The sequence below is a fragment of the Crenobacter cavernae genome (genome assembly GCF_003355495.1).
Taxonomy (GTDB): domain Bacteria; phylum Pseudomonadota; class Gammaproteobacteria; order Burkholderiales; family Chromobacteriaceae; genus Crenobacter; species Crenobacter cavernae.
Genome location: NZ_CP031337.1, coordinates 2,073,962 through 2,086,938 on the forward strand (window position 1 = coordinate 2,073,962; position 12,977 = coordinate 2,086,938).

General features: G+C 65.8%; 13 protein-coding genes and 4 tRNA genes. 9 read left to right on the plus strand and 8 right to left on the minus strand.

Features of this window, described 5'->3' with window-relative positions; translation table 11 throughout:
* Window positions 1-78: 78 nt before the first annotated feature.
* The 5 genes from DWG20_RS10055 to DWG20_RS10075 form a co-directional block, all read right to left on the minus strand.
* Window positions 79-768 (minus strand): GntR family transcriptional regulator, encoded by a 690-nt coding sequence (locus DWG20_RS10055; RefSeq protein ID WP_115433686.1) that lies wholly within the window; start codon window positions 766-768, stop codon window positions 79-81.
* 142 nt (window positions 769-910) lie between these two features.
* Window positions 911-986 (minus strand) — tRNA-His (locus DWG20_RS10060).
* A 52-nt stretch (window positions 987-1,038) separates the two neighbouring features.
* Window positions 1,039-1,114: transfer RNA gene (locus tag DWG20_RS10065), tRNA-His, on the minus strand.
* 16 nt (window positions 1,115-1,130) lie between these two features.
* Window positions 1,131-1,207: transfer RNA gene (locus DWG20_RS10070), tRNA-Arg, on the minus strand.
* Window positions 1,208-1,232: 25 nt separating this feature from the next.
* Window positions 1,233-1,309 (minus strand) — tRNA-Pro (locus DWG20_RS10075).
* 117 nt (window positions 1,310-1,426) lie between these two features.
* Here DWG20_RS10075 and folD point away from each other — a divergent pair.
* From folD to DWG20_RS10090, 3 genes are all read left to right on the plus strand, one after another.
* Window positions 1,427-2,278, plus strand: coding sequence for a bifunctional methylenetetrahydrofolate dehydrogenase/methenyltetrahydrofolate cyclohydrolase FolD (gene folD, locus DWG20_RS10080; RefSeq protein WP_115433687.1), 852 nt, complete (start codon window positions 1,427-1,429; stop codon window positions 2,276-2,278).
* A gap of 95 nt (window positions 2,279-2,373) precedes the next feature.
* A complete protein-coding gene (purU, locus tag DWG20_RS10085; RefSeq protein WP_115433688.1) occupies window positions 2,374-3,231 on the plus strand; it encodes a formyltetrahydrofolate deformylase in 858 nt (285 codons plus the stop codon).
* A 7-nt stretch (window positions 3,232-3,238) separates the two neighbouring features.
* Window positions 3,239-3,823, plus strand: a complete 585-nt coding sequence (locus tag DWG20_RS10090) for a hypothetical protein (protein WP_115433689.1) — start codon at window positions 3,239-3,241, stop codon at window positions 3,821-3,823.
* On the opposite strand, the gene DWG20_RS10095 is transcribed toward DWG20_RS10090, so the two are convergent.
* The 3 genes from DWG20_RS10095 to rlmD are packed head-to-tail and all read right to left on the minus strand — an operon-like array spanning window position 3,784 to window position 6,232.
* Entirely contained in the window at window positions 3,784-4,128 is a 345-nt protein-coding gene (locus DWG20_RS10095; RefSeq protein WP_115433690.1) for a thioredoxin domain-containing protein, read from the minus strand. The two genes, DWG20_RS10090 and DWG20_RS10095, sit on opposite strands and share 40 nt — an antisense overlap.
* Entirely contained in the window at window positions 4,125-4,646 is a 522-nt protein-coding gene (locus tag DWG20_RS10100; RefSeq protein ID WP_115433691.1) for an NUDIX domain-containing protein, read from the minus strand. Before DWG20_RS10100 ends, DWG20_RS10095 begins: the two co-directional genes overlap by 4 nt.
* Window positions 4,643-6,232: a 23S rRNA (uracil(1939)-C(5))-methyltransferase RlmD gene (rlmD, locus tag DWG20_RS10105; RefSeq protein WP_115433692.1), complete on the minus strand. Its 1,590-nt coding sequence runs from the start codon at window positions 6,230-6,232 to the stop codon at window positions 4,643-4,645. Before rlmD ends, DWG20_RS10100 begins: the two co-directional genes overlap by 4 nt.
* A gap of 135 nt (window positions 6,233-6,367) precedes the next feature.
* Here rlmD and DWG20_RS10110 point away from each other — a divergent pair, with 135 nt between their 5' ends.
* From DWG20_RS10110 to DWG20_RS10130, 6 genes are all read left to right on the plus strand, one after another.
* Window positions 6,368-7,261, plus strand: coding sequence for a L,D-transpeptidase (locus DWG20_RS10110; protein WP_245944700.1), 894 nt, complete (start codon window positions 6,368-6,370; stop codon window positions 7,259-7,261).
* A 140-nt stretch (window positions 7,262-7,401) separates the two neighbouring features.
* The gene (gene gltX / locus DWG20_RS10115; RefSeq protein ID WP_115433694.1) at window positions 7,402-8,787 is read left to right on the plus strand and encodes a glutamate--tRNA ligase; all 1,386 of its coding nucleotides are present in this window, start codon (window positions 7,402-7,404) and stop codon (window positions 8,785-8,787) included.
* A gap of 185 nt (window positions 8,788-8,972) precedes the next feature.
* On the plus strand, window positions 8,973-10,616 hold the full coding sequence (locus DWG20_RS10120) for a methyl-accepting chemotaxis protein (protein ID WP_115433695.1): 1,644 nt from the start codon (window positions 8,973-8,975) through the stop codon (window positions 10,614-10,616).
* Window positions 10,617-10,780: 164 nt separating this feature from the next.
* Window positions 10,781-10,942, plus strand: a complete 162-nt coding sequence (locus tag DWG20_RS16130) for a hypothetical protein (RefSeq protein WP_181880892.1) — start codon at window positions 10,781-10,783, stop codon at window positions 10,940-10,942.
* Between the two features lie 54 nt (window positions 10,943-10,996).
* Complete coding sequence (locus DWG20_RS10125) at window positions 10,997-11,674, plus strand: LPP20 family lipoprotein (RefSeq protein WP_115433696.1); 678 nt, start codon at window positions 10,997-10,999, stop codon at window positions 11,672-11,674.
* A 50-nt stretch (window positions 11,675-11,724) separates the two neighbouring features.
* Window positions 11,725-12,942, plus strand: coding sequence for a flagella assembly protein FlgT middle domain-containing protein (locus DWG20_RS10130; RefSeq protein ID WP_245944701.1), 1,218 nt, complete (start codon window positions 11,725-11,727; stop codon window positions 12,940-12,942).
* The last annotated feature ends 35 nt before the right edge of the window (window positions 12,943-12,977 follow it).

A 12,977-nucleotide genomic window follows, 5' to 3' on the forward strand; every position in this document is an offset into this window, starting at 1 on the left:
CCCCACCCGGCCCGCACCCCGGCGCGCATCAGCCCGAGTGTGCATGTGGGGGAGGGAGGCGACGCGCATCTCGTGTTCCTAGACGGCGTTGCGCGGCTGCGGCGCCTGCTGTTCGTTGAGGTAGTGTTCGAGCGCGTGGCCGGCCGACAGGATGTGGAAGCGGAGGAAGTCCCCCGCCTCGTCGGTCGCCTTCGCGCGACAGAGCGCCAACAGCTTGTTGTGCTCTTCGTGCGCCCGTTCCATGGTGTGGGTGAACAGGATCTGCATGCGGGTATAGCGGTCGGTCTTGTTGTGCAGCTGCTCGATCAGCGCCAGTGTGTTCGGGCGCTGTGCGGCGCGGTAGAGCGCGAGGTGAAAGCGCGAGTTGAGCTCGCCCCAGTGCCGCACGTCGTGGCTTTCGAGCGCGACGCCGAATTCCTCGAGCGTCGCGGCGGCGGCGTCAAGGTCGGCCGAGCTTTGACGCGGGATCGCCGCGCGCAGCAGTTCGCTCTCGAGCGTGGCACGGATATCGAGCAGTTCGAGCACGTCGCTGAGCGACAGCGTCGAGACGATCGCACCCTTGTGGTCGATGATCTCGATCAGCCCCTCGGCTTCGAGCTGGCGCAGCGCCTCGCGCACCGGGACGCGGCTGACGCCGTATTCGTTGGACAGTGCTTCCTGGCGCAGCTGCTGCCCGTCGTGGAATTCTCCGGACAGGATGCGTTGACGCAAGGATTCGGTGACCGCGCTGGTCAGCGTCTGGCGCTTGATCGGCTGCAAGGGGCTCATGGCTGCATATTGGATACAAGTAACTGTATGCCGATTATACGTTCTGTATCTTGTCAGACAAAGAACATTCGGACACAAAGGGTAAACGCTTAGGAAAAAAACAACAAGCGAAGCGCGGGGAGGGGCAAAGCAAGAGGGGGGGTGGGGTGGATGATGGGACTCGAACCCACGACAACTGGAATCACAATCCAGGACTCTACCAACTGAGCTACATCCACCGCCGAAACGGTTGGCCGAGGTCTGGCGACATCGACCATTTAAATGGTGGGGTGGGGTGGATGATGGGACTCGAACCCACGACAACTGGAATCACAATCCAGGACTCTACCAACTGAGCTACATCCACCACCGTAAAACTTTTCTGGCGCGCCCGACAGGACTCGAACCTGTAACCCCCGGCTTAGAAGGCCGGTGCTCTATCCGGTTGAGCTACGGGCGCTTGCCCGCCGAAGCGTGTGTCTTGTTGGTCGGGGCGGTGGGATTCGAACTCACGACCCCCTGGTCCCAAACCAGGTGCGCTACCAGACTGCGCTACGCCCCGACAACGAGAGTCCGCAAATATACGGATGGAAGATATTGATGTCAACACCCGTTGAGCCTGCTTTCATAAAAATGCGAAAATTAGGTTTTCGCATCAATGAGTTTGGGGAAAAACGAAATGGTGGCTCAAAGGATAGACGGCAAGGCGGTGGCCGATGCGCGCATCGACGCGGTGCGCAAGGAGGTCGACGCGCGCGTCGCGGCGGGGCAGCGCGCTCCGGCGCTGGCGGTGGTGCTGGTCGGCGACGATGCGGCGTCGGCGGTCTACGTGCGCAATAAGAAACGCGCGTGTGCGACGGCGGGCATCCGTTCGCTCGCCTACGACCTGCCGACGGCCACTACGCAGGAAGACCTGCTGGCGCTGATCGACGAATTGAACGCCAACGCCGAAGTCGACGGCATCCTCGTGCAGCTGCCGCTGCCCAAACACATCGATCCGCAGTCGGTGATCGAACGCATCGACCCGCACAAGGACGTCGATGGCTTCCATCCGTACAATATGGGCCGCCTCGCGACCAAGATGCCGCTCATGCGTCCGTGCACGCCGAAGGGCGTGATGACGCTGCTCGAACACTACGGCATCGATCCGAAGGGGCAGAAGGTGGTGATCGTCGGCGCGTCGAATATCGTCGGCCGCCCGCAGGCGCTCGAGATGCTGCTGGCGCGCGCGACGGTGACCATCTGCCACAGCGCGACGCGCAACCTCGCCGACGAAGTCGCCGCCGCCGACATCGTCGTCGCCGCGGTCGGCAAGCCGGGCTTCGTGAAGGGCGAGTGGATCAAGCCGGGCGCGGTGGTGATCGACGTCGGCATCAACCGCCTCGCCGACGGCACGCTGTGCGGCGACGTCGAATTCGAAGCTGCGAGCGAACGCGCGAGCTACATCACGCCGGTGCCGGGCGGCGTCGGCCCGATGACGGTCGCGACCCTGCTGGAAAATACGCTGGCCTCGGCCAAGCTGCGCGGTTAAGCTAACTGCCGTCCCAGATGAAAACGCCACGGTCGGCCCGCCGCCGCCCGTGGCGCTTTGCATTTGCCAACGCCAACGAATCGACAGACACGAGCATGAATCCACACTCCGCCACCTTGCTGATCAGCTGCCCGGACAAGAAAGGTCTGGTGTCGGCGATCGCCAACTTCCTGATGACCTACAACGCCAACATCCTGCACGCCGACCAGCACCAGGACGCCGAGGCGAAGTTGTTCCTGATGCGGGTGCAGTGGGATCTGGAGGGCTTCACGCTGCCGATGGAGAGCTTCGCCGCCGCGTTCGCGCCGATCGCCGCCAAGCACGACATGACGTGGCAGGTGTCGCTGTCGAGCCGCAAACCGCGCGTGGCGATCTTCGTGTCGAAGTACGAGCACTGCCTGGTCGACCTCTTGCACCGCTGGCGCATCGGTGAGCTCGACTGCGAGATCCCGCTGGTGATCTCCAACCACGAAGACTGCCGCCGCCTGGTCGAATTCAACGACATCCCGTTCCACGTGATCCCGGTCAGCCGTGACAACAAGGCCGCCGCCGAGGCCGAGCAGTTCCGCCTCTTGGAAGAAGCCGGCGTCGACCTTGTGATCCTCGCGCGCTACATGCAGGTGCTGTCGCAGGACTTCGTCAAGCGCTACCCGAACAAGGTGATCAACATCCACCACAGCTTCCTGCCGGCCTTCGACGGCGCCAAGCCCTACCACCGCGCGTTCGCGCGCGGCGTGAAGCTGATCGGTGCGACCAGCCACTATGTGACCGAGGACCTCGACGAGGGGCCGATCATCGAGCAGGAAGTGACGCGCATCTCGCACCGCGACGACGTCGACGACCTGGTGCAGAAGGGGCGCGACCTGGAGAAGGTCGTGCTGTCGCGCGCGGTGCGCTGGCATCTGGACAACAGGCTGCTCTCATACAACAACAAGACGGTGATCTTCGACTGAGCCCGCCATGCAACGATTGTTCGACGATGTGATCGACCTCGTGCGCGGCCGCATCCAGCCGCTCGCGCACTATCAATACCCGTTCTGGCAGCCGGCGCTGCTGTTGACCGTGATGGGGGTGTTCGCCAGCGCGCGCGCGATCGAAATCGGCGGCCCGCTCGAGGGGCGGCTGCTGTTCTTCGTGCTGTTCACGTGGATGCAGATCCTGCTGTTCGTGCGCTTCATGGGCTGGTGGGTGAGGCTGGCGGGGGCGAGGCTGGAGGCGTCGTTGTTCGGGCTGGTGGTGCTGACCAACAGTCCGCAACTGCTCGAACCGCTGGCGAGCTGGCTGCCCGACGACGCGGCGCAGGGCGTGACGCTGGTGTTGTCGGTGCTGAGCGTGATTATCCTGGTGCGCGCACTGTCCGCCGTAAGCGGCGTATCCAAGCTGCGCGTCTTCCTCGGCGCGCTGTGCTACACGCCGCTGGCGATCCTGCTGTTGACCGGGCTGACCGGCGTGGCGGGGCAGATGGGCTGGATCGAGTTGCCGCCCGAGCTAATGGAATCTGCTTCTCAGGGCGCTTCTGCGGCGGGGGCGTCGAGCGCCAAGTGAATAACCTCGGCCAACGTTGAAGCTTCGAGCGGCGCGTTCACCCAGGCGTGAAACGCGCCGTTCTTGTATAGGGCGAGTGCCGGCAGGTGGAAGAGTTCGAACTCGTGCGCGAGCGCGCCGCTGACCGCGACGTCGACGTCAAACAGCGTAGCGACCGTGTCGGGCAGCAAGACCGGCAGCAGCGCCTTGGCCGCCTTGCACGCGCCGCAATGCGGCTGGCCGAGCAGCACCAGCGAGACGCCGGGGTTGGCCGAGGTCGCCGCGTGGTAGCCGAATTCGTCGAGCCGCCGCCAGCTGCGCGTCACTCGGCGCGCTCCGCCGGTTCGACGCGGGCGATGTAGCGCGCCAGGTTCAGCATCGCGCGCACCGCCTCGCTCTTCGGGCCTTCCTCGCCGCGCAGGCGTGCGTAGCGGCGCAGGATCGCGCGGGTCTCGGGCGTCACGTCGGGCTCGCCGTCGGGCGACGCCAAGACGCCGATCCGCTCGATCTCGCCCTGCGGGCGCGGCGCGCCCTGCGCGATTACCAGGTACACCTTGTGCGCGGTGTGCGGCGTGACGTGGTCGAACAGGTAGAGGATGTTGTGCACCCTCAGACCTGTCTCTTCGCGCAACTCGCGGATCAGCGCCTGCGAACGCAGCTCGCCGCGGCTGGCCTTGCCGCCGGGCAGGGAAAAGCGCTGACCGGCGGCCGCGGTCACCAGTACGCCGTCGGCCAGCTCGATGACGGCGGTCGCGCGGTGCGCCAGATGCGCGGTGAGCCGCGGCGCGCCCGGCGTCGGGCGGCGCGGGACGAAGGTGGGGACGGATAGATCGATGTCGTTCATTCCTTGGGTTCTGCCTGGCTGTCAGGGGCGGCCGCGTCAGCGTTCCCTTCGGCCTTCTTGTTCCTGGCGTCGTAATAAGGCTGGTTTTCCAGATAATGCTGGCGCCGCGCCGCTTTCTGGGCGATGCGTTCCGCTTCCTCGTCCGCCTTGGCCTTGGCCGCAGCGGCTTCACGCGCCTTCTTGGCTTCCTTGGCGGCTGCGCGCGCGGCGGCTTCTGCCGCCTCGATGGCCTCCGTCTCGGCGCGGCTCATGCACGGGCCGGTCTTCTCGAACCAGGCGACCGATTCGACGTGGGCGGTGTGCGGGAACATATTGATGATGCCGCCGGCCTTCAGCGTGTAGCCCTTGGTGTTGACCAGCACGTTGGCGTCGCGCGCCAGCGTGGCGGGGTTGCAGGACACGTAGACGATGCGTGCGGGCGCGGTCTCGTCTGTGATCGCCTTCACCAGCGCCATCGCGCCGTCGCGCGGCGGGTCGATCAGCATCTTGTCGAAATGCCCGAGCGCGGCGAACGACTCCTCGGTCACGTCGAACAGGTTGGCCATTTCGTAACTGACGCTGTCCTCGAGGCCGTTGTGCGTTGCGTTCTCGATGGCGCGCTTGACCAGCGCCTGGCTGCCTTCCATGCCATGCACGGTGGCGCCGGAGCGCGCGATCGGCAGCGTGAAGTTGCCGATGCCGCAGAACATGTCGGCGATGCGCTCGCCCGGTTGCGGGTCCAAGAGCTTGAGCGCGCGTGCGACCATCACGTTGTTGATCTCGGGGTTCACCTGGGTGAACTCGGTCGGGTAGTACGGCATCTCGACGTCGAAGTCGGCGATCTCGTAGCTCAGTTTCGGCGCGTTTTCCGGGTAGATCGGATAACAGGTGTCCGGTCCCTTCGGCTGCAGCCAGATCTGCAGCGGGTGGTGGATGTGGGTGTGGGTATCGACGAACTCGGCGAAGACCTTCAGATCGTCTTCGCTGATGTCGTCCATATTGCGGAACACCAGCACGCTGACCTTGGCGCCGACGGCGATTTCGACCTGCGGCATGCGCTGCTTGATCGACAGCCTTTCGATCATCGCGCGCAAGGGGTCGATCAGCCGCGAGATGTGCGGCGGCAGGATGTGGCACTCGTGCATGTCGGCGATGAAGCTCGAACGCTTCTCGTGGAAGCCGACCAGCACGCCGCCCTTCTTCTCGACGTAGCGCGCCGACATGCGCGCACGGTGGCGGTAGCCCCAGGCCGGACCGGCGATCGGCGGCAGGATGCGTTCGGCCTTGACCTTGCCGAGGTGGGCGAGGTTGTCCTCGAGTACGCGCTGCTTGATTGCCACCTGCGCGGAGAATTCGACGTGCTGCATCGAACAGCCGCCGCAGACGCCGAAGTGCGGGCAACGCGGCTTGGTGCGGACGAAGCTTTCCTTTAGCACCGATATGACATCGGCGTTTTCGTAGGTGGGTTTTTTGCGGTAGGCGCGGTATATTACCTTTTCATAAGGCAGGGCGCCGTCGATGAAAATGGTCTTGCCCTCTACATGGGCAACGCCTCGGCCTTCGTAGTCCAGGGACTCCACCAAGGCGACGGTTTGGGAATGACTCATCGTTTTCCGTGTCAAAACAAACGCTAAACGGTCGATTTTCGCAAAAACGGGCGGGCCTTGCAGGAGTTTCTCGGAATGTTGAGTCGTTCTATCTGTTAAAATTGTTATTACCGGTTTGTAACGGAAATGGTTTTCATGGGTTCTTGTGCTTGGAAGATGTGGGTTGCCGGCGTCGCCGGCGTGGTTGCGATGTCTGCTCAGGCGGCGGTGCCGCAGCCTGACGTGGATATTCGGGCATCCGGATGGCACGTGGTGGTCAACCTGCCGCAGACCCGGATGTTCGTCTATCGCGACGGCGAGCTGCAGAGGGTCTACCCGGTCGCGGTCGGCAAATTACTGACGCAGACCCCGATCGGCCAGTACAACGTGACCGGCATCCATCGAGACCCGGCCTGGCACGTGCCCAAATCGATCCAGGAAGAAATGAAGCGCTCCGGCAAGCCGGTGCAGACCGTCGTGCCGCCCGGCCCGGACAATCCGCTCGGCAAGGTGTTCATCCGCTTCGGCGAGGCGCGCCTCGGCCTCGGCTTCCATGGCACCAACGCGCCGGGCAGCGTGCCCGGTTTCCGCAGCCACGGCTGCGTGCGACTGAAGAACGGCGACGCGCTGACGCTCGCCGGCACCGTCCCGGTCGGCGCCGCGGTGACGGTGTCCTACCAGAGTGTGCTGCTCAACGAGGACGACAACGGCAACCTGTGGCTGACCGCCTACCACGACCAGTACAAGCAGAGCGATGTGCGCCTGAAGACGCTGGCGTCGGTGCTGCTCGACTGGCAGCGCGAACGCGCGATCGCGGTGCACGGCAAGCGGGTCGATGTCGCGCTGAAAGAGCGCAGCGGCAGACCGGTGTGCCTGACGTGCAAGGTCGGCGGGAGCGGCAAGCCGCAGGAAGGCGGCCTGACCGCGGTGCGCTGGCTGAGTTCGCCGTCGCAGCCGGCGCCGGCGGTCGAGCCGGTCGAGCCCGACTACGCCCCGCAACCGACACCCAAACCCGGCCTCGACGCCAAGGCGCCGGTCAAGCCGGTATAAGCTCGGCCAAGCTCAGGCAAGCAAAACCCCGCCATGGCGGGGTTTTTCATGACTGGGGGAATATCCGTATCGCCGCGTTGCCGCGCTTTCTCCTGAACGCGTAAAATGGTCTTTTCGCGTTTTGCCAGGCTGAATCGTCCATGATCCGTACCCGTTTTGCCCCCAGCCCGACCGGTTATCTGCATATCGGCGGCGTGCGCACCGCGCTGTTTTCCTGGGCGTTCGCCCGTAAGAACGGCGGCACCTTCGTGCTGCGCATCGAGGACACCGACCTCGAGCGTTCGACCCCCGAATCGGTCAAGGCGATCCTCGACGGCATGCACTGGGTCGGCCTCGACTACGACGAAGGCCCGTTCTACCAGACGCAGCGCTTCGACCGATATAAAGAGGTCATCCTGCAACTGCTCGAATCCGGCCACGCCTACTACTGCTACGCGTCCAAGGAAGAACTGGAAGCGATGCGCGCCGAGCAGGAAGCCAACGGTGAAAAGCCGCGCTACGACCGCCGCTGGCGCCCGGAAGACGGCAAGACCTTGCCGGCTCCGCCGGAGGGCGTCGAGCCCGTCGTGCGCTTCAAGACGCCGCTGACCGGTGTCGTCGCGTGGGACGACGCGGTGAAAGGCCGCATCGAGTTCGCCAACGAGGAACTCGACGACCTGATCATCGCGCGCCCGGACGGCAGCCCGACCTACAACTTCTGCGTGGTGGTCGACGACTGGGACATGGCCATCAGCCATGTCATTCGCGGCGACGACCACGTCAACAACACGCCGCGCCAGATCAATATTCTTAAGGCGATCGGCGCGCCGCTGCCGGTGTACGGCCACCTGCCGATGATCCTCAACGAGGACGGCCAGAAGATGTCGAAGCGCCGCGACGCGGTCAGCGTGGTCGACTACGCCGACAAGGGCATCCTGCCCGAGGCGCTGTTGAACTACCTGGCGCGCCTCGGCTGGGGTCACGGCGACGATGAGTTCTTCTCGATCGAGCAGTTCGTCGAATGGTTCGACCTGAAGGACGTCAGCCCGTCGGCGTCGCGCTTCAACAACGAGAAGTTCCTGTGGCTGAACGCGCAGCACATCAAGGCGGCCGACAACCTGCGCCTCGCGCAGCTGGTGGCGCCGAGGTTGGCCGAGGCCGGCATCGACCCGGCTGACGGCCCCTGCCTTGCCGAAGTGATCGCGTTGGTCAAGGAGCGGGTGCAGGACCTGAACGCGCTCGCGCTCGAGTGCGACTACTTCTACGCGCGCCGCGAGCCGTCCGCCGCCGACCTGGAAAAGCACCTGTCGGAAGAGTCGCGCGCGCGGATGGGCCGTTTCGCCGGCAGGTTGGCCGAGCTGTCCGACTGGAACGCCGAGGCCATCCACGCGCTGTTCAAGCCTTTCTGCGCCGACGAAGGCATCAAGATGGGCCAGCTCGGCATGCCGCTCAGGGTGCTGGTGTGCGGTACGCCGCAGACGCCTTCGGTCGATGCGGTGCTCGCGCTGATCGGCCGCGACGAGGTCCTCAAGCGTATGCGAGGCTGACACCCATCCCGCACGAAAAAAAGCCGTCCCTCGGGACGGCTTTTTCTTTGCGCGCCGGCATGACGGTGATTGCTGTACGTAAAAATACCTAGCGTGCAATGCCGTTGTCTTCTTCAAGTGGTTATACTGACCACGCCGTCTTTTTTGATTAGAAAAGTTAAAAAAACCTTCGGGGGACTCGTGGAATGAAAAATCTCAAAATCGCCTACCGGCTCGGCATCGGCTTCGCGCTGATCGTGCTGCTGTTCGTCGCCGGCGCGGTGTTTGTCAAGACACAGCTGGGCTCGCTGACCGTCGGCATCGAAAAGCTCAATACCATCGCCTTCCCGCGCAACGTCGCGATCGGCGGCCTGCTCGACTCGGTGAACGAAGGCCGCGTGCAGGTGCGCAATGTGGTGCTGGCGCCGGACGAGGCGAGCCTTGACAAGCACAACGCGCTGCTCGACGAGGCGCTCGGGCATTTCCGCACGTCACTGAAGGACCTCGACGACTCGATCGCCGAACACGGCGCCTTCGACGAGGAGAAGGTCCACGTCGCCAGGCTGAGAGAGGCTTACACGGGCTGGGAGAAAAACATCCTGGAGGTGCGCGACCTGCGCGTGAAGGGCGACGCCACCGGCGCGATGGTGGTGCTGACCACCGGACAGGGCGCGGTGCTCGGCCGCAACCTCAGCGACGCGCTGCGCGCTTTCGCCAAGTACAACGTCGACGTCAACGTCCAGCTCAACGGGGTGCGTCTCGAGGAGGCGCGCAGCATCGAGCACGTGGTGCTGATCGTCGCCGTGCTGTCGGTGCTGGTCGCGCTGGTCGCCGGCTTCTTCGTGTCGCGCAGCATCACGCGTCCGCTCGACGAGGCGGTCGATTCGCTCGAGCGCATCGCCGCGGGCGATCTGTCCGAGCGCCTCGAGACCGATGCGGCCAACCATGAGATCGCGCGGCTGAACAATGCGATGGCGCGTACCATCGACGGCCTGTCCGGCACGCTGCGCACCGTGCACGGCAGCGCCAGCCGCCTGATCGGCGCGGCGAGCGGCCTGAATGCCGCCAGCCGCACCGTGCGCGAGGGGTCCGAGCAGCAGTCGGGCGCCGCGACCGCGATGGCGGCGGCGATGGAGGAAATCTCGACCAGCATCAACCACATCTCCGACCTGTCGCGCGAGGCGCAGGGCCTGTCGCAGCAGTCGGGCCAGCAGGCGCGTTCCGGCGCCGACGTGATCCACGCGATGGTCAGCGAGATCGGCAAGATCTCGGCGACCGTCGGCCAGGCAGCCGGCACCGCCGAGAGCCTCGGCGCCGAGGCGGCCAAGATCACCGCGATCATCAACGTGATCAAGGACATCGCCGACCAGACCAATCTGTTGGCGCTGAACGCGGCGATCGAGGCGGCGCGTGCCGGCGAACTGGGCCGCGGCTTCGCCGTGGTCGCCGACGAGGTGCGCAAGCTGGCCGAGAAGACGACCGCGTCGACCGCCGACATCACCGCGATGATCGGCGCGATCCAGTCGGGCGCGAGCAATATGGCGAACCAGATGCAGCAGACGGTGAGCCAGGTGACCGAGGGCATGGAGATGGCGCGCCACGCCGGCGGCGCGATTGCCGAGATCAACACCAGTACCGACAACGTCGTCGGCATGATCGACGATGTCAGCCGCGGCCTCGCCGAGCAGGCGGTCGCCAGCCACGACATCGCCAACAGCGTCGAGCAGATCGTGCAGATGGTCGACCAGAATGCCGACGCCACGCGCTCGGTGGCCGAGGCGGCCGGCGAACTCGACAGCCTCGCGCAGTCGCTCGAGGCCGAGGTCAAGCGCTTCAAGCTCGCGCACTGAGCGGTCCGCGCTACAAGACAAGGTTGGCCGAGCCCGTAACAAGGCTCGGCCAACCTTGTCCGTTTCTGACCGCATCTTGTCTCACGGTGGTCTGAAACATGGGGCGGGGCGGGGCTGTGCTGTGTCCATCGCTGAGCGGCAAGTCCACTCTGAGGCGTCCCGCCATGAGCGCCGCGCTGATCGTGATCGGCGTCCAGCCATCCTTTCTCGAGCGCCCGTACTGGAGCAACGTCGACGTGCCGGCGTTTCGCGACGCGCTGACGCGGCTCGCCGCCGGTTTCGGCTCGGCGCGCCAGTTGCGCCGTCACTTCGCTCGCCCCGCTTGACGCCGTATCGGCAGCCTTCCTACCATCCAGATACTCACGAGAACGGACAACGCCATGAAAGCAGCCCTGAGCCTCAGCTTCGCCCTCTCCCTCACCGCGCTGGCGATGACCGCCTGCGCGCAAACCAACGCACCGAAAGCCGCGCTCGTCCCGGCGGAGCCGGTGTCGTCGTCTTATCCCGCGCAGACCGGCGCCGGCTACGTCGGCCAGGGGGCCGAAGCGGCTCCGGCCGCCGAAGAAAAGGTCGTCGTCAAGGAGGTGGTGAAAGAGGTGAACCCCTACCGCCCGATCGTGATCCGCGTGACCGGCGTCGGCGCCGCGCCCGGCGGCCGCGGCCTGAGCACCTCGCAGCGCAAGCTGCTGTCGATGCGCGCGGCGCGGCTCGATGCCTACCGCTCGGTCGCCGAGCAGGTGCAGGGCGTGCGACTCGTCGGCGGCAGCTCGGTGTCCAACCTCGTCGTGCAGAGCGACGCATTCCGCGTCTACGTCGACAGCTATCTGCGCGGCGTGCGCGTGCTGTCGACCAGCCTGAAGCCCGACGGCAGCAGCGAGACGGTCGCCGAGATCACGCTCGAGCAGGACTTCTACCAGGCTTACAAGCAGGCGCTGCTGAACAGCGGCAGCGTGAAAAAGGCCGCCGACATGGTGCCGGTGGCCGGCAGCGCATGCCGGGACGGCCGCTGCGGCGAGGCGTCGCCCAGCCTCGGCAACAACTACTACCTCGCGCAATGAGCCCGTTCAGGCGACTTGCGCTCGGCGCCGCCCTCTCGGCGGCGTTTGTTTTGACCGCTCAGGCCGAGCGTCTCGTCGGCGTCGGCGTCGCGACGCTGGATGCGGGCCCGAAAGCTGCGCGCGAGCTGGCGATCGCCGACGCGCTCGAAGCGGCCGCGCTGTCGCAGGGCGCCGAGATCACGTCGGCCGACTACGTGAACGGCGGTCGCGTCGCGACGTCGTCGCGGCTCGCGGCGGCGCCGTTGCCGCCGGGCAGGGTCAGCGTGCTCGAAGAGGGCGAAAAGGACGGTCTCTACCGGGTAAAGGTGGCGCTGGATACCCCGCCGCCGGGACCGCGCGCCGACGGCGGCCATTGCCCGGATGGGCGCGCGGTAGGCCGGCCGATCAAGCGGCGTTTGTTGACGTCCTACGTCTACCTCGACCATCCGGCCAGCGCGTCCGACCTCGGCAACGTGTCGACCGGGCTGCCTAGCGAGCTCGCGCGCCGCTTCGCGCGCCTGCCGCGTTTCTCTGCGCGCGACGGCGGCGCCTTCGGCGTCTTGCCCGACCCGCGCGAGAGCGACCCGGCCAGCGGCCTCGACCTGGTGCGCGAGCTCGGGCGGCGCGAGGACGTGCAGTTCGTGCTCGCCGGCCGGCTGATCGACAGCGGTTCCACCGGCGACCGGCCCGATTTCTCGCTGTTTAACGCCGACAAGGGGCGCCCCGGCGTGTTCTACGACGGCCCGCTCGCCGGCCTGTTCGGCGGCGGCGTCTCGCTGCAGCCGTCCGAGCGCCGCTTCGACCTCGAGCTGTGGGTGTACGACGCGTTCACCGGCGCGCTGCTGGTGCGCGAGCGCTTTGCCGACACCGCGCACGGCCAGGTCGCAGGCAGAAGCCTGCCGCCGTTCGCATCGGAAGCGTTCTGGCAGAACGACTACGGCCGCACCGTCGACAAGCTGCTCGACAAGGCCGCCGAGCGCGTCGGCACGCTCTTGGCCTGCGTGCCGTTCATGACGCGCGTGGCGAAGGTCGAGGCCGGCAGCCGGATTTACCTCGGCGACGGCGGTCTTTCGGGGCTGAGGGTCGGCGACAGCCTGATCGTCTACAAGCCGCGACCGGCCAAAGAGCTGCGCGCCGCCGGCAGCGAGCGCAAGCTCGGCGTCGCCGAGCTGTTGTCGGGCGACGCGACGGTGACGCAGGTGCAGCCCAAGCTTGCCGTCGCTGAGGTCCGCAACGCGCGTTACAGGGTGGAAGCGGGCGACCTGGTACGCTTCGTGCCCGGACGTTGAAGCCTTTGTGTATCGGTTTACGTTCAAATTGATAA